The sequence below is a fragment of the Phytobacter cepae genome (assembly GCF_054165735.1).
Genome location: NZ_CM135107.1, coordinates 2,446,345 through 2,466,393 on the forward strand (window position 1 = coordinate 2,446,345; position 20,049 = coordinate 2,466,393).

Here is a 20,049-nt window from a genome sequence, read left to right on the forward strand (position 1 = left end):
TCGGGCATCACCGGGCAAACAGGGATAAGGCAAACCATAAAGAATAATGATGCTGCCAGCGCGTAGGGCGTGACTTTGCAAATTTTTTGCTTATTTAATGTAAATTAATTGTTTCACAAAGGACGATGCGGCTCTCAATAATGCCCTCTATCGTAACCAACCTGAGTTCCCTGCATGTCCTATCGTTTGAGTTTGCTGGATAAAAGTCCCATCGCGGAAAACGACACCGCGCAGAGCGCCCTGGCGCGCACGCTCTTGCTCGCGCAACACGCTGAACAAGGAGGGTTTCATCGCTTCTGGATTGCCGAACATCATAATTCTCCCCAGCTTGCCAGCCCCTCACCGGAAATCATCATCGCCTGGATAGCGGCGCAAACCCAACGCATTCGGGTCGGATCCGGAGGCGTGATGTTGCAACATTACAGCCCCTATAAGGTGGCAGAAAATTTCAATGTTCTCTCTTCACTGGCACCAGGGCGCATTGACATCGGCATTGGTAAAGCGCCGGGAGGGTTACCTCTCTCCACCCAGGCGTTACAGCGTGGCCTCCATAGTGATGAAAAGGGAAACTTTGCTGAACAGTTAAGTGAACTGGATGGCTGGCTGAAAAGCACTTCAATAAATGCGGACGCTGAATCGCTGGCGGCGACGCCTGTTCCTGAGCTGAGCGCTGAACGCTTTCTGCTGGGTGCAAGTCTGGACAGCGCACGTCTGGCGGCCACGCTCGACTGGAACTTTGTCTTTGCCGCGCATCTTAACGGCGACAAGGTTTTGTTGCGTGACGTTGTCACTGAATGGCGGAATCGCAGCCAGCGCGATCTGATTGTGGCGGTGCAGGTCATTGCCGCAGAGACAGAAAGCGAGGCTGAGCGTCTGGCGCAGCAGGTCGAAATCTGGGGCGTAGAACTGGAAAACGGGCAGCGGGTGAGCGTGTCCAGCGAAGCCCAGGCGCAGGCCTTTGCGCGTCAGGCGGGCAGCCCGGCGGTGCGCATTTTCCGCCGGGAGCCGTCGCTCATCAAGGGTACAGCCAAAACCGTGCTGGCGGGGCTGGATGCACTGGCAGATGCGTTCGGCATCGACGAATTTATTCTGGATAACCCACTGGTGGAATCGCCTGCGCGTCTTACCTCTTTAAAGCTACTGGCTGAAGCCTGGACACAAACCCAGCGGATTCAGGAGGGGGTGCAATGAGTTTCGCACAACAGTTAATCGACTGGCGGCGCGAGCTGCACCAGTACCCTGAGCTCTCATTACAGGAGTTTGAAACCACCCGTCGCGTGCGTCAGTGGCTGGAAGAGGCCGGGCTACGTTTTGTCCCTGTCTCTCTGCCCACGGGTGTCGTCGTTGAAGTGGGGCAAGGCGAGAAAATCATTGCCCTGCGCGCCGATATTGACGCATTGCCTATCGACGAAGCGGTGGATGTCCCCTTTGCTTCACGCAACAAGGGCGTGATGCACGCCTGCGGGCATGATATCCACACTAGTGTGATGCTGGGAGCCGCGCTGCTGCTGAAAGAGAAAGAGGCGCAACTTCCGGGCAAAGTGCGCATTTTATTCCAGCCTGCGGAAGAGAACTTTGGCGGCGCAAAACGACTTATTGCGGCCGGTGCGCTGGAGAACGTCAGCGCGATCTTTGGCATGCACAACGAACCGGGTTTACCGGTTGGTGCCTTTGCTACCCGCGGCGGGCCGTTCTACGCCAACGTCGATCGCCTGGTGATTGAGGTCAACGGCAAAGGCGCACATGCTGCCCGACCACAGGAGGGGATCGACGCCATCGTGGTCGCCAGTCAACTGGTGGTGGCCCTGCAAACCGTAGCCAGTCGCAGCGTGGACACGCTCGATTCTGTTGTACTCAGCGTGACCCGCATTCTCGGCGGCAATACCTGGAACGTGCTGCCAGAAAAGGTTGAACTGGAAGGCACGTTACGCACCCATCGCCAGGACGTTCGGGAACATGTAAAGGCACGGGTCAACGCTATCGCCGCAGGACTGGCGCAGGCGTTCAATGCAGATATTCAGGTGCACTGGCATGCCGGGCCATCCGCATTAGTCAATGATGCGCAATGGGCGGCTTTTGCCCGCGACGTTGCCGACTGGCATGGTTATCAAACCAAAGAGGCCGACCTGCACATGGGGGGTGAGGATTTTGCCGTCTATCTGGAGCAGATCCCTGGCGCATTCGTCAGTATTGGCAGCGCCAGTGAGTACGGCTTGCACCATCCGGCATTCAATCCCGATGAAGCACTAATTGAAGACGCCTCACGCTATTTCGCGTTGCTGGCAGAGAAAGCCTTACTACAGGCCTGATCACCATTAACCTGAGCCTGGGGCTGTTGCTCCGGGTGACCTGTTGCCTGAAAACGAGGAATGACCATGTCAGAAACAAGACAACTGCGGCTGGGAACTATATTACACGGTGCTTCCGGAAATATGTCCGCATGGCGACATCCGGCGGCGCTGGCGGATGCCAGTATTAATTTTTCGTTTGTAAAAGAGACGGCGTTAATAGCGGAAGCAGGCAAGCTGGATTTTATTTTTGTCGCCGACGGCCTTTATATTAACGAAAAATCGATTCCCCATTTCTTAAACCGTTTTGAACCGATTACCGTTTTATCGACGCTGGCGGCAGTGACCACGCGTCTCGGTCTGGTCGGCACGTTATCAACCTCTTACAGTGAACCCTTCACCGTTGCCCGTCAGTTCGCCAGCCTTGATCACCTCAGTAACGGTCGTGCTGGCTGGAACGTGGTGACCTCGCCGCTGGAAGGTTCCGCAAAAAATTTCTCCCGCAGCCAACATCCTGAACATGCACTGCGCTACCGTATTGCCGATGAATATCTCGATGTGGTCAAAGGGTTGTGGGATTCGTGGGAAGAGGATGCGTTTATTCGTGATAAAACGAGCGGACAATTCTTTGATCCGAATAAACTCCATACCCTCGATCATCATGGCGATTTTTTCCAGGTTGCCGGGCCATTAAATATTGGCCGAACGCCACAGGGCCGACCGATTATATTTCAGGCGGGTGCATCGGAAGACGGCAAAAAATTAGCTGCTCGCCATGCCGATGCGATATTTACCCACCACGATACGCTCGAAGAGGCGCAGCATTTTTATCAGGACGTAAAAGCGCAACTTAAAACCCATGGCCGAGGCCCGGATGATCTGCATATCTTCCAGGGCGTCAGCGTGATTGTGGGGGAGGATGCTGAAGATGTGGAGCGGCAATATCAGACCACCGCTGCACTGGTCTCCATTCAGGATGCGCTGAACTATCTTGGCCGCTACTTCGAACACCACGACTTCAGCCAGTACCCCCTTGATGAACCTTTCCCCGATATCGGCGATTTAGGGCAGAACAGCTTTCGCAGCACCACCGACGAAATCAAACGTAATGCCCGTGAGCGTCAACTGACGTTACGCCAGGTTGCACTGGAAAGTGCTTCACCGCGCCCACGTTTTTCCGGCACAGCGGAGGAGGTCGCCAACGGGTTACAACAGTGGTTCGATGCCGGCGGCGCGGATGGTTTTATCATCCAGGGTGGTACGCCGGATACCTTCCCGCGCTTTGTTGAACAGGTCGTTCCTGTGCTTCAGGCACGCGGCCTGTTTCGCAAGGCGTACCCAGGCACGACGCTTCGCGACAGTTTTGGCCTCGCGCAGCCTCGCAATCAGTTCACCGAATAATAATCTATCGCACAATAATAAAGAGAAAACGCTATGCAGAAATCCGCACTGATCCTGGCTTTATCCCTTGCACTAACGCCGTTTGCCTGGGCCAATGACGTCAATATTAATGGCACGGGCGTGAGCCTTGAAGCCAACAAAACGCCGATCCATACCGCGCGTAACCCGGATGCGATTGCGAAACTGCCAAAAGATCTCCATCTGGCGGTACCGGGCAAGTTTACGGTGGCGGTGGCTGCCTTAAATTCGCCGCCACTGACCGTGTTTTCCGATGACAACAAAACGCTGCTCGGCAGTGAAGTGGATATTGCCCGCCTGGTGGCCGACAGCCTCGGGCTGGAGCTTAATGTGGTGCCAACCTCCTGGGAGGACTGGCCGCTGGGGGTGACCTCCGGCAAATACGATGCGGCCATCAGCAACGTCACGGTGACCAAAGAGCGCAAAGAGAAGTTTGACTTCGCCACCTACCGCAAAGACTCCCTCGGCTTTTACGTGAAATCCACCAGTAAAATCAAAGCCATTGAGAAAGCTGAAGACATTGCTGGGTTGCGCATTATTGTCGGTTCCGGCACCAACCAGGAATCGATCCTGCTCGCGTGGAATGCGGAGAACGAGAAGAAAGGGCTTAAACCCTTTACGCCGGTGTACACCAAAGACGATGCCGCCCAAACCCTGGCGATTCAGTCGGGTCGGGCAGATGCTTTCTTTGGCCCGAATGTGATAGGCGCATGGAAAGCCGCGCTCACCAATAAGACACGTCTGGTCGGTAGCGTGGACGGTGGCTGGCCAAAAGCGGCGCACATTGCCGTCACCCTGAAAAAGGGCAGTGGTCTGGTCGAACCTGTGCAGGCTGCACTGAACGGCGTCATCAAAAACGGTGATTACGACAAAGTGCTGAACCGCTGGGGTGAGGGGGCGGAACGCATTGCGGCCTCTGAAATTAATCCCGCCGGACTCGGTGATTAAGGAGACGCAGATGAGCGAACGATTTCGTGATATCTCCCCGGAGGCGCCCGAACTGCAGCCCATTATCACCGGGCTGTTTGGGGAATATGCAGCCCGGTACGGGGATTACTTTTCTAAAGATGCCGAGGTGGAATTGCCGGAATGGTTTCTGGCTCCGCACGGGTTGTTTGTGGTGCTGGAGCGTGATGGCGAGATTATCGCCACCGGGGCGTACAAACCTTTTGATGAAAATACCGCCGAGATTAAGCGCATCTGGACGAAGCCGGGTTTACGTCAACAGGGGCTTGCAGCCCGCGTGGTGGCCGAACTTGAACGTCGGGCGATCCTCGCAGGTTACCGGCGCATTTTTCTGACCACGGGCTTTCGTCAGCCGGAAGCGGTGCGGCTTTATCTCAGCCAGGGCTATGAGGCGCAGTTCGATCTCAACCGCGACCCGGAAGAGTACAGCCAGCCGCCGTTTGATGGCCGCTTGCGTTTTACCAAATCGCTGTCGGTCGACAACCTGAGTAAATCTGCCTGAAGGAATCATCATGACATCGCGCGAAAACATTAAAGTCGTTCCGGCGCGCTACCCGCTGCGCATTATCGGTGCGGTACTTGCCTTACTGGTGCTGGCAATTGTTGTTCAATCGGTGGCGTTTAACCCGCGTTGGGAGTGGAGCGTCTTTGCCCGTTGGTTCTTTGAACCCGTGATCCTGGAGGGACTGGGGCAAACGTTACTGCTGACATTACTGGGGACGCTGCTAAGCGTGATACTTGGCGGGCTGCTGGCGTTAGCACGGTTGTCTTCATCGTGGCTGCTGAGCAGCCTTGCGTGGGGGTATATCTGGCTTTTTCGTTCATTGCCGCTGATTGTGGTGCTGATTATTCTCTATAACTTCTCCTATCTCTACGACACCTTGTCGGTTGGCATTCCCTTTACGGCAATCCAGTGGGCAAGCTTCGAAACGGTGAATGTGCTGGGGCAATTTTCCACAGCCGTGGTCGGACTGACGCTGGTGCAAAGCGCCTACACTGCGGAGATCATTCGCGGTGGTTTTCTCGGCGTAGATCATGGGCAATACGAAGCGGCCGCCGCGCTGGGGCTGCCCGCCTCCCGCCGCACGCTACGCATTATCCTGCCACAGGCGCTGCGTACTATTCTGCCCTCCGGCTTCAATGAAATTATCAGCCTCGCCAAGGGAACCGCGATGGTTTATGTGCTGGCGATGCCGGAGTTGTTCTATACCATTCAGATGATCTACAACCGAACCCAGGAGGTCATTCCGCTGCTGATGGTGGGGGCGGTGTGGTATCTCGTTATCACCAGTGTGCTGTCGGTAATTCAGTATCTGGTTGAACGCTCACTGGCGCGCAGCGAACGCCGTTCCGCCGTCAATACGAATCGCACCCGTGCCGTCGCACCAGCCCGCGTGGCCCCCACTCAGGAGCCTGTCCATGCCAGCATCCCCTAACGGTCATATTTCCATTACCAGCGTCAGCAAATATTTCGTGCGCCACAAAGCGCTGGATGAGGTGTCGCTTGAGATCCCGCCCGGTTCAGTGACGGTGATACTCGGCCCCTCCGGCTCGGGTAAATCGACCTTACTGCGCGCTATCAATCACCTTGAACGCGTTGATGAAGGCTTTATTCAGATTGACGGCGACTACATCGGCTATCGCCTCAAAGGTGACAAACTGTATGAGCTGAAGGAGAAGGAAATCCTTCGCCAACGGGTTAATGTTGGCTACGTGTTCCAGAACTTTAATCTGTTTCCGCATTTGACCGTGCTGGAAAACCTTATCGAAGCGCCGATCGCCCACAAACAATTGAGCCGCAAAGAGGCGATCGACAGGGCGTACCAGCTGCTTGACGTAGTGGGCCTGCGTAATAAAGCGGATGCGTGGTCTCGGCATTTGTCCGGTGGACAGCAGCAGCGCATCGCCATTGCCCGCGCGCTGGCGCTGCGGCCCAGGGTCATGTTGTTCGATGAGCCCACCTCTGCGCTGGATCCTGAACTGGTCGGTGAGGTGCTCGACGTGATTAAAAAGCTCGCCCGTTCCGGTACCACCCTGGTGGTCGTCACCCATGAGATTGGTTTTGCCAGAGAAGTGGCCGATCAGGTGGTGTTTATGGTTGACGGGAAAATTGTCGAGCAGGGCGACAGCGACGCGGTGCTCAATCACCCTCAGCATCCGCGAACCCGCCAGTTCCTGTCGAAGGTATTGTCGTAATGAGACCGCGGCCTCGCACTGCGAAGCCGCGTTTTTACTCTCAGGCCGCAGACGGCGTTAACTGAATACGTTCCAGCGAACCCACAATGAACAGGTAGGAGAACAGACCAATTAACCCCATAGAGCCCACGTACAAAATAGCGTAATCAAAGGATTGGGTCTGGGAAAGAATCACCCCGATAACCAGCGGCGTGATAATACTTGCCAGATTGCCGCACATATTAAAGACGCCTCCGGCCACGCCCAGCATCTCTTTTGGCGAAGTGTCGCTCAGCACGCACCAGCCTAGATTGCCGAATCCTTTGGCGAAAAATGCCAGGCTCATGGCAGCAATGACGACCACTTCAGAGCGGGTATAGTTAGCCACCACAATCACGCAGGAGAGCAGCATGCCGCAGATAACGGGCAATTTACGCGCCGTAGTGAGGCTGTACCCGCGTTTTAATAACCAGTCAGAGAAGACCCCGCCCATCAGACCGCCAATAAACCCGGCAATAGCCGGAATACTGGCAATAAAACCGACTTTCAAAATCGACATGCCTTTTGCCTGGTATAAATAGGTCGGGAACCAGGTCAGGAAGAACCAGGTTATAGAGGTGACACAGAACTGACCAATATAAACGCCGATCATCATGCGGTTAACGCAGACGCTTTTAATTTGCGCAAAGGTGATTTTTTCTTTTTTGCTTGCACTGCCAAGAGTGGGTTCACCACCTCCTTCACGAATATAGTCTAACTCCTGTTGATTAATTTTTTTGTGCTGTAAGGGATCGCGAATTTTTGCCAGCCAGACAATGCCCAGCACCACACCGATAGCGCCAATATAATAAAAGACGTAGTGCCAGCTCATATTATGCAGAATCAACGTCATTAACGGCGTAACGATACCGAGTGAAATATACTGCGCCGCCTGATACACCGCTGTCACAAATCCACGCTCTTTATTCGGGAACCACTGTACGCTCAGGCGACTATTTGCGGGGAAGGCAGGGGCTTCAATCGCGCCCATCAGCAGGCGCAAAATCACCAGTACAATCAACGGGCTGGCGAACATATAAATGGTGCCCTGGAACATGGTGACGAAGGACCAGCCGATCAGCGCGCAGCCATAGACCAGCCGCGAGCCATATTTGTCGAGTAGCCAGCCACCCGGGATTTGCATAATAACGTAGGAGATACCAAACGCGGAAAAGGCCAGCCCGAGCGCTTCCGGGTCGAACCCTAATTCTTTACTCATTATAGGCGCAACAACGGAGAGCGTTGCGCGGTCAGCATAGTTAAATACGGTGGCAAGAAATAAGAAAATAAGAATACCGTGGCGCACATTGGTGCGCTTAATAACATGACTCATCATCGATTCCTCGGCGACGGAGAACCCCGACGCAATAATTAAACGGGAAAGTTACGTATTCTCTCGGCTTAAATATCAGTACCCCTGGCGGCACCTGAATGCATTAATAGCTCCTTTTGATATTTTATGTTCGCGCTAACATTTATATTAAAACCAACAGAAAGAATCCACTTTATAAGTGTCAATATGCTTGAATGATCACATATACTGCTGATAAAAGTGCAATCTTAACGCAAATAAACATGCAGTGATTCAGCAAGCAAATTCACGATAAAATGATTGCGATAACAAAGCATGTGAGTATCGTAAAAATTAAAAAACGCTGCCGCGTCGGGAGTACAACCATGATGGCGAAGCAGCGTGGCGCAGGACGCGCCATTTTTATGCATAAAAAGAGTATTAAGACAGGCGGGAAGGGCTCCCGCCTGGTAACGTTAAGGGCGTTTACCGAATTCGCAGCTCTGCTGGGTCCAGGCGCGCGCCTGTTCGCTAATACTGAAGCCGAGGCCGTGGCGGTCAGAAACATACATACGACCGTCGCGCAGCTCCAGTTGCTCATTGAACAGCGGATTTAGCCATTCGAAGTGCTCCAGCCAGGGCTCAATGGGGTAGGCAGCGGACAAGTGCAGATGCACTTCCATCGCGAAGTGCGGGGCCAGTTTCCGGCCATGTTTCGCCGCGAGATCCATAATTTTCAGGAACGGTGAGATGCCGCCTACGCGGGGGGCATCAGGCTGAACGAAGTCGCTGGCGTTGCCCAGAATCAATTGTTCGTGTTCGCGGAAACTGGTCAGCATCTCACCGGTGGCGATAGGCGTGTCCAGCGCGGCAGCAAGCTGTGCGTGGCCTTCGACATCGTATGCATCCAGGGGCTCTTCGATCCAGATAAGATTGAATTTTTCCATCTGACGACCCATGCGAATCGCCGTTTCACGGTCCCATTGCTGGTTTGCGTCCACCATCAGCGGGAAGTCATCACCCAGTGCTTCGCGTACTGCCGTCAGACGACGCAGATCTTCTTTGGTATCCGGTTGACCGACTTTGATTTTGATACCCCCGATACCGTTCTCACGTGAAATCACGACGTTCTTCAGTACCTGATCCAACGGGGTATGCAGGAAGCCGCCGGAAGTGTTGTAGCACTGCACGGAGTCACGGTGTGATCCCAGCAGTTTTGCCAGCGGCAGACCTGCGCGTTTGGCTTTCATATCCCACAGTGCGATATCGATAGGGGAGATGGCCTGGACCGCCATGCCGCTACGGCCAACGGACGCACCCGCCCACAGCAGTTTGGTATAAATCTTATCAATATCGTTGGGATCTTCGCCCAGCAGGTTGTCGGCAATCTCTTTCGCATGCGCATAAATGCCCTGACCACCCGCGCGTTTTGAATAGCTAAAACCCACGCCTTCAAAACCATCGCGCGTGTGGATCTCGGCGATGATGATCGCCACTTCCGTCAGCGGCTTCTGACGCCCGGTCAGTACTTTGGCATCACTGACGGGAGTCGCCAGTGGCAGGAAGGCAAGGGAAAGTTTAACCCACTCGATACGGTCGCCGGTTTCCGCGGCTGTTTTAGCGCCCTGCATTTTGGCGTAGGTGACGGCATCAGAATTTGCACTAACAGTCATGATCAACTCCTGTGGACGGGATAGTATTAATGTTTGCGCTAACATTTGTAATCCAGCCAGGACGTCATCGCTACAATTTTGCTGCCAAAATGTACAATAGATCACAATAATCAGTTTTGAATGGCACCATAACCTGAAACCGATCACATTTCGGAATCACGCCTAACGCACACGTCTTTATAATGATAGCGATAACATTTAGCGTTAAAACCTCGATATAACTCGCTGATTTACAAGGTTCAAAAGGGTGAGTTGTGATGCGCGAATAAATCTAACAAATCGCCTATAATCCCCGTCACAAAAACACGCCGTTGTGAGTCAACATGTCGAAACCTACACGTCCCACTCCGCCTCGCGCGCCCACTCTTGAAGACGTTGCCCGTACGGCGGGTCTCTCTTCAATGACGGTCAGCCGTGCACTCAACACGCCACAGCTTGTGCGCCCGAAAACCGTCGAAAAAGTGCTGGCGGCGGTGAAAGCTACGGGATACATCCCCAATGCGCTGGCCGGTGGGCTGGCTTCACGTCGCAGTAAGCTCATTGCGGTGGTGGTACCGCAAATTAACAACAGTATGTTTGTCGATACGATTCAGACCATCAGCGATGAACTGGCGGAGCGCGGCTACCATATGCTGCTGTGCGTGGCGGGTTACACCCAGGAAAACGAAGCGGAACTGGTTGCGACGCTGCTCTCACGTCGTCCTGACGGCATTGTGCTCACTGGCATACATCACTCCACGGAGCTCAAACGCGTGATCCTGAATGCCAGCGTGCCGGTGGTGGAAATCTGGGATTTAACCCCCACGCCGCTGGATATGCTGGTGGGGTTTTCTCACGAAAAAGTGGGGGAGGCGACGGCCGAGTATCTGGTGCGTAAAGGCTATCGTCGGCCGGGTTTACTCTGGACGGTAGATAACCGCGCCGCCCTGCGTCGCAGTGGATTAACGGATGCACTGGCACGCAGTGGCATTATGAATCCGCCTGCCGTTGATGTCGCATTACCGGCCCGTTTTGTTTCGGGTCGCCAGGGGCTCAGCGACCTGCTCAAGGCGGGTGAATACGATGTGATTGTCTGTAGTTCAGATACGCTGGCGCAGGGGGCTATCGTGGAAGCCCAGTCTCGCGGACTGCGTGTGCCACAAGATTTGGCGGTGATTGGCTTTGGGGACTTAGATTTTGCCGGTGATACCTGGCCGTCTATAACCACCATCAGTGTCGATCGCCACGCGATCGGCCAACGCGCCGCAACGCTGCTGGCAGATCGCATTGAAGGCATTGCCCCGCAGGATGCGGTGGTGGACATCGGTTTTCATTTTGTCGAACGTGAGTCTGCTTAAGCCATGAAGATTAATGTCATCGGTACCAGCGGCAGTGGGAAATCAACGCTATCCCGCCGTCTCGCGGCAACCCTTGGGGTGCCTTACATCGAAATGGATAAGCTTTACTGGCTGCCCGACTGGCAAGGGCGCAGTGACGAAGCGATGAATGCGCTGCTGATCGCGGCGCTGGACAACCCCGGCTGGGTACTGGACGGTAATTACAATCGCACCCGCGAGATTAAATGGCGTGACGTCGATTTCATCGTCTGGGTCGATTATGGTTTCTGGCGTACCTTACGCCAGTGCGTACTGCGCGCCATGAAGCGGGCCTGGCAGCAAAATGAGCTCTGGCCAGATACCGGCAACCGGGAAAGTTTTCGTCGCGCTTTTTTGAGCCGCGAGTCCATCATCATCTGGACGCTCAAAACCTGGCGCAAGAACCGCACCCGCTACGCGGCTGATATGGCCGATCCCCGCTATAAACATCTGCGTTTCGTTCGTATCACTAACGATCATGAAGCCGACGCCTTCCTTGCCAGTTTGACTAAACTGTAGGTTTATTCGCAAGAGAGAAGGTCTTATGCTCACCGTCTATGGCGCGCCCGGCTGGGGTTCTGCTATTGCTGAACTGATGCTAACCCTGGCAGATGTTCCGTATCATTTTGAGAACGTTGAAGGGTTTGATAAACCCGGTCCCATGCAGGACCGGTTGCTCAGGCTTAACCCGCTTTGCCAGGTGCCCACGCTGCAACTTGATGATGGCAGCGTCATGACCGAATCAGCGGCTATCGCTTTAATGATTCTCGATATCCGACCGGAGCTTGCGCCGCCGCAAGGCACGCCGGAACGCCAGCAGTTCTGGCGTTTACTCATCTGGCTGGTCGCCAATGTCTATCCCACTTTTACCTACGCGGATTACCCTGAGCGTTTCGTTTCGCAGGCGCCAGAGCAGCTGCGCGAACAGGTTATTCATCACCGCAAACGGTTATATGTCTGGTTGGATCAGCAGCTCAAGGCCACGCCTTATGCTTTTGGTGAGCAATTAACGTTGCTGGATATTTATCTTTGCGTCATGCGTACCTGGGGGCCCCGCCACAGCTGGTTTTTCGAAAATGCACCGCATATCTCCGCCATCGCCGATGCCGTTTGCGCCGTGCCGAAGCTGAATAAAGTTCTGCGTGATAACGACATTATTTGATAACTGAGACTTTTTGCCTGTGGTAGGTTGAAAGTCCTAATACAAGGAGCACACCATGCCGCATATTGATATCAAATGTTTTCCCCGTGACCTGAACGAGGAGCAAAAATCCGCGCTGGCGTCGGACATTGTCGATACCATTGCCCGCCACCTGGGCAGCAAAGAGAGTTCCATTAGCGTCGCCCTGAATCAGGTCGAGCCAGACGCATGGAAAAGTGAAGTCTGGGACACCGACATTGCCCCGAATCTGGATACGCTGATTAAAAAACCGGGTTACGAGATGTAAGCGCGATAGCTTCCCTCTATCTGAGGGCTGAGGGATCCCCACAAAATTGCGAGCACGATCGGCCCCCTCTCCCTTGAGGGTTAGGGTGAGGGGGAAATGTAGCTTAAAGGGGCATTCCGTTCACCTTATGTTCATTGCTTCTCTGTCACGCCAGAACCCGTGAACGTGCCAGGATGGCTCGCCGCCGCCACCCTGGCGACCCGGGCTCCCGGCCAGGAAAATCGCCGCTGCGCGGTCCACTCAGCGTATGCCTTCAGGCTTATCGGGGACGGGCGAAGGTAACGTCCGTGTAAAATCGCCCTCGCCGCGCATCCCTGCGCGTCGCCCCGGCCTTACGGATACGCTTCGTCGATTTTCAGCCGGACCCAGCCATCGCGGTGAATGTTGTGTTCTCATTGCGCAGTGTTATCGCTGTAAAACGTAATATTACTGGGGATTCCGGTTAGGGTTAGGGTTAGGGTGAGGGGGAAATGCAGCTCTGATGGTCATGCCGTTCACCTTATGTTCCTTGCTTTTCTGTCACACCAGAACCCGTGAACGTGCCCTCAATGCCGATGGGGAGAGTGAGAAAATCTGTAGGCCGGATAAGGCGTTAGCCGTCATCCGGCATGACACAACGCTTAGAACCAAATCTCCGTCTGCACCCCAAAGTTCCAGGTTCCGCCTGCGGTAAACCCTTTGCTACCAAAATCATCGTTCACCGCATAACGGTCCAGTTTTTTATCCCAGTTCATCCAGGTTGCAAAGAAACGGATCTCCGGCCGCGCTTTGATATCGAAAATATCCCCGACTTTGAAGGTTGGCGCGAAGGTCAGCTTATAGAAATTGCCTTTCACCTGCTGGTAGGTATTCACCGCACCGTCTGCGCGGTAGCTGCGTCCATTGGGGTCAAGGTCCATATACTGCCAGGAGGCTTCGTAAAGCAGGGCGAAATTACGCGTAAGCGCCTGAGACGCGCGCAGATTGAAGGCTACCCAATCATAACGGTCGCCATCACGGTAGCGGTCTTCACTATGCTGAGCGATAACCGACGGCGCAAGTTCCCAGTTCGTTGCCAACGGCACAATACCGTAGGAAGCCAGACGCAGTGAACGCGCATTTTCTGTCAGATCGCCGTCGCTACCCGGCTGACGGGCCTCCGCCCCCAGCCCACCGCCGTACTGCAACGCGGTTTCCGAAACCCCTTTGGTCAGGCCATAAAACTGCTGTTTATCATGCCAGGCCAGCATGGCGTAATAACCGTTTTTAGCCGTGTTGTCACTGCGCAGGGCATAACTCCCGGTTGTTGATGTTCGGTCCTTGAGCGTGTCATTGCCCTGGGCGGTCATGCCCGTGAGCATCAGTTGCAGATGGTCGCCGTAGAAGTGATTCGCGGTGAACATCACGTTCTGCACGTCATTGTCTTCGTAGCGATCGCTGCCTAAGTCACCGAAATTACGCGCATACACCGAATAATCGCCACGCAGATTATTGCCCCATTGCACATCGTTGATCCCACCGCCGGTGCCACCCAGGAACATGATGTCGCTGTCGGTAAAGTGGATATCAAAATTATCCCGATCAAAGCGTTTCCCGGCCCAGATTGAGGCATTTTTAGCCGGGCCGCTGAAATCAGCAAAATTCCCCATCTCGACGTACAGCTGGCGGACGTTAATATGGTGGCTGTCATTGTCCTGCACCCACGGGTCGGGATTGTTCGCCCCATCGGCAATCATGGTTTTGAAATGGGCCCATGATCCATCGTCAAAGGTCATTTTCTTACCGAGGCTGAGCTCAAGGTAGTTATCCTTTTCGTTGCCCAAACGCCCAACGTGCGCATCGCCGTTTAATGAACTGGCCGGAGAGACACCTGGCCCGCCTCGCGCCCCTTTGCCGTGCCCGTTAATCAGCATCCCGGAGCGGGCGTAGGCATTAAATTCAACCCCATCACCGAGGGTGCTTTTGCTGTTCTGAGTGCTCACTTTTTCCTGCGCTGCCTGCATTTTTTGTTCGCTGGCGGTAGTACGTACATTCAATGCCTGTAATTGCTGTTCGGCATTTTTTGCCCGGTTTTCGGCGCTGATGGTGCGCTGTTCCGCGGCTTTAGCACGGTTATTTGCTTCCGTCGCTTTACTCTCCGCGTCATTTAAACGCGATTCCAGAAGCGCCAGTCGTTGTTCAACGCTGAGGGCTGCCGCATTGACGGCATTAGCCCCAAAAAGGGCGCAGCAAACCGCTGCGCTAATCAGAGTGATACGCATAAAAGTCCTTAAGAGTCAGAGATTTTTTATTGTGAGGGTGTTACATCGCGGCGCGTTCACCCGGCAGCGACGGTTTTTCGACGGTCGCCTGTTTTCCTGCGTCAAGATCGGCACGGATGGCTTCATAATGGTCATCGAGGCGGTAGAAGCGCCCGATCCATACCATCGATGCAACGATCAACACGGCCGGGATGTAGAGATAGCAGGACTTAATCGCGAGCAGGGCCGACGCATTTTGGCTCTGGTTGGCAACATAACCGCCCGTGGAGAGTAAAATGCCAGTGATTGCGCCTGCGCCAGCCATCGCGACTTTGCCAAGAAAACCGTTGATGGAGGTCAGGATGCCGGCGGTGTTAATCCCGGTTTTCCAGACGCCGTAATCCACCGGATCAGCCTGCATAGAGAAATAGATGGCAGTACGTTGCCCGGCGCCGAGTGACAGAATCACTGCCCCGATAATTAACCCCAGCGTATTGACGCCTGCCACAATCATCACGCCCATGCCGACCAGATTAATCGCGCTGGCAACCAGATAGACATGACGTTTCTTCATACGAGAAGCCAGCATGGGCACCGTGAGTGTTCCCAGCAGCGGGACGAAGGTGGAGATCCCGGCGACAATCGCCGTCAGCTCTACGTTACCCACGTAGTAGTGAAAGAAATAGACCAGTGCGCCGGTCTGGAAAAAGAAGGCCCCCCACATCAGGAAAATATTCACCGCGAACACAAACCAGGGTTGATTGGATTTAAGCCCAATCCAGGCGCGTTTTAAGGTCATGCGCTCCTGAGTGATGGTGATTTTTTCCTCCACGTTGCGAAAACTGATCAGCAGGAAGAAGGTGGCGATCGCCCCAAAAACAATGGCGGTATAGAAAAACCCTTGGGTCTGATTACCTTTTCCTAATGCATTCACCAGCGGCAGGGTAGCAACGGCCACAATGGTCGATCCGAGTGAACCTAACAAGATACGGACCGCAGAAAGGGTGGTACGTTCCTTTGAGTCATTAGTGATAAAAGGCAACATAGCGCAGAATGGAATATTGACGATGGTATATAAAAACGACAGACACAAATACGTTAAAAATGCATAGATTAATTTTCCAGTCGTACCGAAATCGGGCACATAAAATGCCAGTACACACAATAATCCAAAGGGTACTGCGCCGATTAATAAATAAGGACGGCAGCGTCCCCAACGGGTGGTTGTATTATCAATCACCAGTCCCATTAATACGTCAGCTACGCCGTCAACCAGGCGAGTGACTAAGAACATAATGCCAACGTAATAAGCCGGCAGGCCCATTACATCGGTATAGAAAAACATCAGATACAGTGAAATCAATTGCCACACGAGGTTACAGGACAGGTCCGCGATGCCATAGCCAACGCGTTGCCGCCACAGGTTAGATGTTATTTCAGCCATAGAAATACTCACTCTTATTGTTGTGATTAAAGCCCGAACTGGCGAATAAACCAGGCCGGGGTACAACTCCACGCATGGCAGTAGCTATTTATTAATTTGCTGCCGTACGGAGAATACTCAGGATGGGCGGGGTCGAACAATTCCCAGAAGGTATCTGCGCCGTGCTCCACCATTGCCCCCCAGTAGGTTTTGATCTCATCCACCGCCTGTTGCTGTAGGCCGGTTTTCAATAGTGCGGCAATAAAGTGGTGGCGAAGATAGGGGGTGTTCATGCCCGGTTCCGGCGAATTTTCCAGTAGTTTTTCCATTATCCGGCGCTGCTGCCCGGCTTCACCAACGTCCGCCAGCACCAGCCAGATCTGTGAGGCGACGGAGACTTGTTTAGCCGCACCACTGACGTAAAAACCCTGTTTCTCATCCCATAAATGGCTCAGGGCGGCGGCTTTTAATTTGCACAGCGTCTCGGTTAATACCGTCACTTTGCTGGCGTCATAACGCAGTGCCAGCAATCGTGCGCGCTCCAGACAGTAGATCAGCACACCCTGTGATGCCGCCTGTTTGTTGAGCGCCTCATGCCAGTCAATAAAGGACCACCAGTCTTCGCTGTCGCGAACAAGGCCGCTTGCATCGCAGCGTTCAAGCGCCAGCTCCACCTGCCGCCAGGCGGTAGGCCACAACTCGCGCGCGGTTAGCTCGTCACCGGAACTGCTGAGGTAGTTGTGCAGCACGTCGATAAAAAACAGCGCATAGTCGAACAGGAAGGTGTCGTCCGCGATCACCTCCGGTTGCACGAAGATATTGGCTGCCAGCATGCCATCTTCGCGGGTGTTTCCGGCGAAGAGGTAAAGACAGCGGCGCACCGGATCGTGCTCGGCAAAGGTCACATCATTGACCAGCGCCTGCAGTCGCAGATCGCCCAGCCACAGGCGACGATCGCGCTTCGGCCCATCTTCAAAGACATCCTGCATACAGTTACGCAGCGTCAGGACGGAGACTTCATCAATCTTGCGCAGCAGCGGATCCTGGGTCAGGCAGGGCGGGCAGCTTTCAGGGGCGGAACTGACCGTGTTTACGCTGATATCGTCGAGGCATAGACGGTACTTACGCGACACCGCCACCACCTCTATTTTGAGATAGCGAAAACAGTAACGGCGGGGCAGCGTCAGCGAAGCGGGGAATTCATCGATATAGTGATCATGTTGCTGCAACCAACTGCTGCATAACCAGCCCTGATAATCGCTAAAAGGCTCGGCCACTTCGCAGAGCGTTTCGCCAAAGGTCAGGCGCAGGTGAGCGGGAGCATCGGGCGGGCTGCCTGCCGCATGGCAGGCAAGGGAGAGATAGCCGACGCAGTGGGTGCCGAAATCAACGATGACGCTATCACCGCTTTGCCATTCACGGGCGTATAACTCAGCAGGCGTGCCGCTCTCCTGCGCCCGCCAGCCATGAAGCGTACTGGCATCGGCCTGCGCGGTGACCAGCCTTGCGGGCTGGCGACGTTGGCTATGTAAATGCGGCTTTAGTGCGGCGGCGGTCTCCAGAAAATGTGCGTGGCGCACCATCTTCATGCCGGGGTTTTGTTGTAGTGCCTGGGTCATTCTGCATCCTCTGTATTCATGATGAATGCAGAATAGAATCTGTGCTTCCCGGCCAGCCACTCCCGCAATGCCAATATCCATAGAAAAATGGCAGTGACAGTGTGGTACTAAAGCCTGCGATCACAATTTATGAAACAGGATTCGTTCTCACCCTGGCGTTGTAATATGTTCAGGGTGCGTGAAGCATATTTCCGGTAACCTGAATGAACACACTGACGATTGACTATTATTTCCCCACACCTGACAGCAAACTCGCTCTTTATTCCAGCGATCCGGAAGATAATGGCTGCGAGCATTGCCATGAATTTGGTGAACTGGTTATTGTTGAAGAGGGACATGGTTTACATGTTATTAATGGCAAGCCTATGTACATTCAGCAGGGAGATGTATTTTTTGTTAGCGGGGCCGATTTCCATTTTTATGATGAGTTGGGAACGCTTAAGCTGATTAATATCCTGATTAACCCAAGGGTTAATTTCGGTTATTTATCCGGCATCGAGCCACTATTACAGTCATTTTCCGGTCACGATGCCTCGCGGTACGGTTGGCTGGCCCCCGACAGTCGGGCGCACTGTAAATCCCTTATCGAAAAAATATTTTCTCCGGCGATGCTTAACGACCATAAGCGTGCTTTGCGCGAATCACTCTTTTTTCAGCTGTTGACCACGATGCTTCACGCTCAGTCGGAAGCGGAGTACAGCAATACCAAATACAAGCTGCACAAGTTATTGCATTTCTTGCAGGAGCACTGTTTTTTGGATCACGACTGGACGCAGCTTGCAGAGCAATTTCACCTGACCAGCCGTACGGCATTTCGTCATATCAAGGAGGCGACTGGCCTGACGCCGGACAGTTATCTCAAGCGGCTGAGGTTGGTTTCCGCCCGAGTAAAGCTGCGTGAGACGGATATGACCATTACCGACATCGCATTTATGTGCGGCTTTGCCAACAGCAACCACTTCACCACGCTTTATAAGAAGGTCTTCGGGATTACGCCCAGTGAAGAACGGAGACGAATATTTCGCCTCTGATTGTTAACGTCGTACTTTGCCCATGCTTCTGCGTGGGCGTTTGTTGCTATTCTCCACGCGCCCGGACGGTTTCCTCCCTGGTAATATTACGTTTTACAGCGATACCGTGGCGTAATGAGAATATAACATTCGCCGCGATGACAGGGTCCGGCTGAAAATCGACGAAGCGTATCCGTAAGGCCGGGGCGACGCGCAGGGATGCGCGGCGAGGGCGACTTTACACGGACGTTACCTTCGCCCGCCCCCGATTAGCCTGAAGGAATACGCTAAGTGGACCGCGCCAGCGGCGATTTTCCTGGCCGGGAGCCCGGGTCGCCAGGGTGGTGGCGGTGAACCACCCTGGCACGTTCACGGGTTCTGGAGCGATAGAAAAGCAAGGAACATAAGGTGAACGGAATGACCACCAGAGCTGCATTTCCCCCTCACCCTGGCCCTCTCCCCGCAGGGGCGAGGGGAGCGTTTGTGCACGCATTTTTTCTGGGGATTACTCAGACTAAGAGGAGAGGGCAGAAAGAGATTATGCCGGCGCTTTAATCGCTCTCCCGCTGGTAACAAAATTGCCGCCGCCCAGATGGTGGATGGTATTGAGCTGACCCTCGTCGAACTGCCAGTGACCGTTAACGAATGCCCGCTCATCAGCTGCCGCTGAGACCACTTCACCAAACAGCGTGTCGTACTTCTCCAGCGCAGCAGTCGGCGGTAAGAGGCGACATTCCAACCAGGCGAGGCACTTCTCTTCAATAACCGGCAATCCAAGCACCGGCCCGGCAAAGGCCGGTATGCCGTAGCAGTTGAACTTGTCCTCTTCGCGCCCGGTGACGCTGCCGACAGCGTAAGTCCAGTTTGTTGCCGCGACGCCGGGTACCACGATGCCAAACATCCCGCTGCCTTCAATCAACTCGCGGGACCAGGCGCTTTTATCCACCACAATAGCAATACGTGCCGGAGAGAACTCAACCGGCATCGACCAGGCGGCAGCCATCACGTTACGCCTGTCGATACGTTCGTCGCGACTGGTGATAAGCACGGTAGGCCCATGGTTTAACAGGCGACTGGCGTGGTCCAGGGCAACGGGGCGGAAATGGCTCATAACAGATCCTTTA

The 20,049-nt window shown here is 54.1% G+C and carries 18 protein-coding genes; 12 read left to right on the plus strand and 6 right to left on the minus strand.

Translation table 11 applies throughout. The features are described from left to right. Positions 1 to 174 precede the first annotated feature (174 nt). The 7 genes from ACUY4Q_RS11395 to ACUY4Q_RS11420 all read left to right on the plus strand — a co-directional run bounded on the left by ACUY4Q_RS11395 (position 175) and on the right by ACUY4Q_RS11420 (position 6,869). The gene (locus ACUY4Q_RS11395; protein ID WP_458047122.1) at positions 175 to 1,191 is read left to right on the plus strand and encodes an LLM class flavin-dependent oxidoreductase; all 1,017 of its coding nucleotides are present in this window, start codon (positions 175 to 177) and stop codon (positions 1,189 to 1,191) included. Continuing rightward, a complete protein-coding gene (locus ACUY4Q_RS11400) occupies positions 1,188 to 2,309 on the plus strand; it encodes an amidohydrolase (RefSeq protein WP_458047123.1) in 1,122 nt (373 codons plus the stop codon). Before ACUY4Q_RS11395 ends, ACUY4Q_RS11400 begins: the two co-directional genes overlap by 4 nt. A 66-nt stretch (positions 2,310 to 2,375) precedes the next feature. Next, complete coding sequence (locus ACUY4Q_RS24830; RefSeq protein ID WP_505335117.1) at positions 2,376 to 3,689, plus strand: LLM class flavin-dependent oxidoreductase; 1,314 nt, start codon at positions 2,376 to 2,378, stop codon at positions 3,687 to 3,689. Positions 3,690 to 3,722: 33 nt separating this feature from the next. Then, positions 3,723 to 4,655, plus strand: coding sequence for an ABC transporter substrate-binding protein (locus tag ACUY4Q_RS24835; RefSeq protein WP_505335118.1), 933 nt, complete (start codon positions 3,723 to 3,725; stop codon positions 4,653 to 4,655). Positions 4,656 to 4,665: 10 nt separating this feature from the next. Beyond that, complete coding sequence (locus ACUY4Q_RS11410; protein WP_458047124.1) at positions 4,666 to 5,175, plus strand: GNAT family N-acetyltransferase; 510 nt, start codon at positions 4,666 to 4,668, stop codon at positions 5,173 to 5,175. A 10-nt stretch (positions 5,176 to 5,185) separates the two neighbouring features. Beyond that, entirely contained in the window at positions 5,186 to 6,109 is a 924-nt protein-coding gene (locus ACUY4Q_RS11415; protein WP_458047125.1) for an amino acid ABC transporter permease, read from the plus strand. After that, positions 6,093 to 6,869 (plus strand): amino acid ABC transporter ATP-binding protein, encoded by a 777-nt coding sequence (locus ACUY4Q_RS11420; RefSeq protein WP_458047126.1) that lies wholly within the window; start codon positions 6,093 to 6,095, stop codon positions 6,867 to 6,869. The genes ACUY4Q_RS11415 and ACUY4Q_RS11420 overlap by 17 nt, the downstream gene beginning before the upstream one ends. Positions 6,870 to 6,909: 40 nt before the next feature. Here ACUY4Q_RS11420 and ACUY4Q_RS11425 read toward each other — a convergent pair whose 3' ends face one another. Beyond that, positions 6,910 to 8,220, minus strand: coding sequence for an MFS transporter (locus ACUY4Q_RS11425; protein ID WP_458047323.1), 1,311 nt, complete (start codon positions 8,218 to 8,220; stop codon positions 6,910 to 6,912). Positions 8,221 to 8,654: 434 nt separating this feature from the next. Beyond that, positions 8,655 to 9,851, minus strand: coding sequence for an L-talarate/galactarate dehydratase (locus ACUY4Q_RS11430; protein WP_458047127.1), 1,197 nt, complete (start codon positions 9,849 to 9,851; stop codon positions 8,655 to 8,657). A 323-nt stretch (positions 9,852 to 10,174) separates the two neighbouring features. On the opposite strand from ACUY4Q_RS11430, the gene ACUY4Q_RS11435 reads away from it, so the two are divergent. The 4 genes from ACUY4Q_RS11435 to pptA are packed head-to-tail and all read left to right on the plus strand — an operon-like array spanning position 10,175 to position 12,654. Next, positions 10,175 to 11,188, plus strand: a complete 1,014-nt coding sequence (locus tag ACUY4Q_RS11435; protein WP_458047128.1) for a LacI family DNA-binding transcriptional regulator — start codon at positions 10,175 to 10,177, stop codon at positions 11,186 to 11,188. A 3-nt stretch (positions 11,189 to 11,191) separates the two neighbouring features. Further along, positions 11,192 to 11,725: a P-loop NTPase family protein gene (locus ACUY4Q_RS11440; protein ID WP_458047129.1), complete on the plus strand. Its 534-nt coding sequence runs from the start codon at positions 11,192 to 11,194 to the stop codon at positions 11,723 to 11,725. Positions 11,726 to 11,750: 25 nt separating this feature from the next. Continuing rightward, complete coding sequence (locus ACUY4Q_RS11445) at positions 11,751 to 12,368, plus strand: glutathione S-transferase family protein (RefSeq protein WP_458047130.1); 618 nt, start codon at positions 11,751 to 11,753, stop codon at positions 12,366 to 12,368. Between the two features lie 55 nt (positions 12,369 to 12,423). Next, positions 12,424 to 12,654 (plus strand): tautomerase PptA, encoded by a 231-nt coding sequence (pptA, locus tag ACUY4Q_RS11450; protein ID WP_458047131.1) that lies wholly within the window; start codon positions 12,424 to 12,426, stop codon positions 12,652 to 12,654. A 620-nt stretch (positions 12,655 to 13,274) separates the two neighbouring features. Here the strand turns inward: pptA and ACUY4Q_RS11455 are convergent. From ACUY4Q_RS11455 to ACUY4Q_RS11465, 3 genes are read right to left on the minus strand one after another with little or no spacing between them, the layout of a single operon-like run. Next, positions 13,275 to 14,894 carry a carbohydrate porin gene (locus tag ACUY4Q_RS11455; protein WP_458047132.1) on the minus strand — a complete coding sequence of 540 codons (1,620 nt, stop codon included), beginning with the start codon at positions 14,892 to 14,894 and terminating at the stop codon, positions 13,275 to 13,277. A gap of 40 nt (positions 14,895 to 14,934) precedes the next feature. Beyond that, positions 14,935 to 16,317 carry a glycoside-pentoside-hexuronide (GPH):cation symporter gene (locus ACUY4Q_RS11460; RefSeq protein ID WP_458047133.1) on the minus strand — a complete coding sequence of 461 codons (1,383 nt, stop codon included), beginning with the start codon at positions 16,315 to 16,317 and terminating at the stop codon, positions 14,935 to 14,937. A gap of 26 nt (positions 16,318 to 16,343) precedes the next feature. After that, the gene (locus tag ACUY4Q_RS11465; RefSeq protein ID WP_458047134.1) at positions 16,344 to 17,915 is read right to left on the minus strand and encodes an alpha-L-rhamnosidase-related protein; all 1,572 of its coding nucleotides are present in this window, start codon (positions 17,913 to 17,915) and stop codon (positions 16,344 to 16,346) included. Positions 17,916 to 18,118: 203 nt separating this feature from the next. Here ACUY4Q_RS11465 and ACUY4Q_RS11470 point away from each other — a divergent pair, with 203 nt between their 5' ends. After that, the gene (locus ACUY4Q_RS11470; protein WP_458047135.1) at positions 18,119 to 18,946 is read left to right on the plus strand and encodes a helix-turn-helix domain-containing protein; all 828 of its coding nucleotides are present in this window, start codon (positions 18,119 to 18,121) and stop codon (positions 18,944 to 18,946) included. A 517-nt stretch (positions 18,947 to 19,463) separates the two neighbouring features. On the opposite strand, the gene ACUY4Q_RS11475 is transcribed toward ACUY4Q_RS11470, so the two are convergent. Then, positions 19,464 to 20,036 (minus strand): flavin reductase family protein, encoded by a 573-nt coding sequence (locus ACUY4Q_RS11475; RefSeq protein ID WP_458047136.1) that lies wholly within the window; start codon positions 20,034 to 20,036, stop codon positions 19,464 to 19,466. Between the last annotated feature and the right edge of the window lie 13 nt (positions 20,037 to 20,049).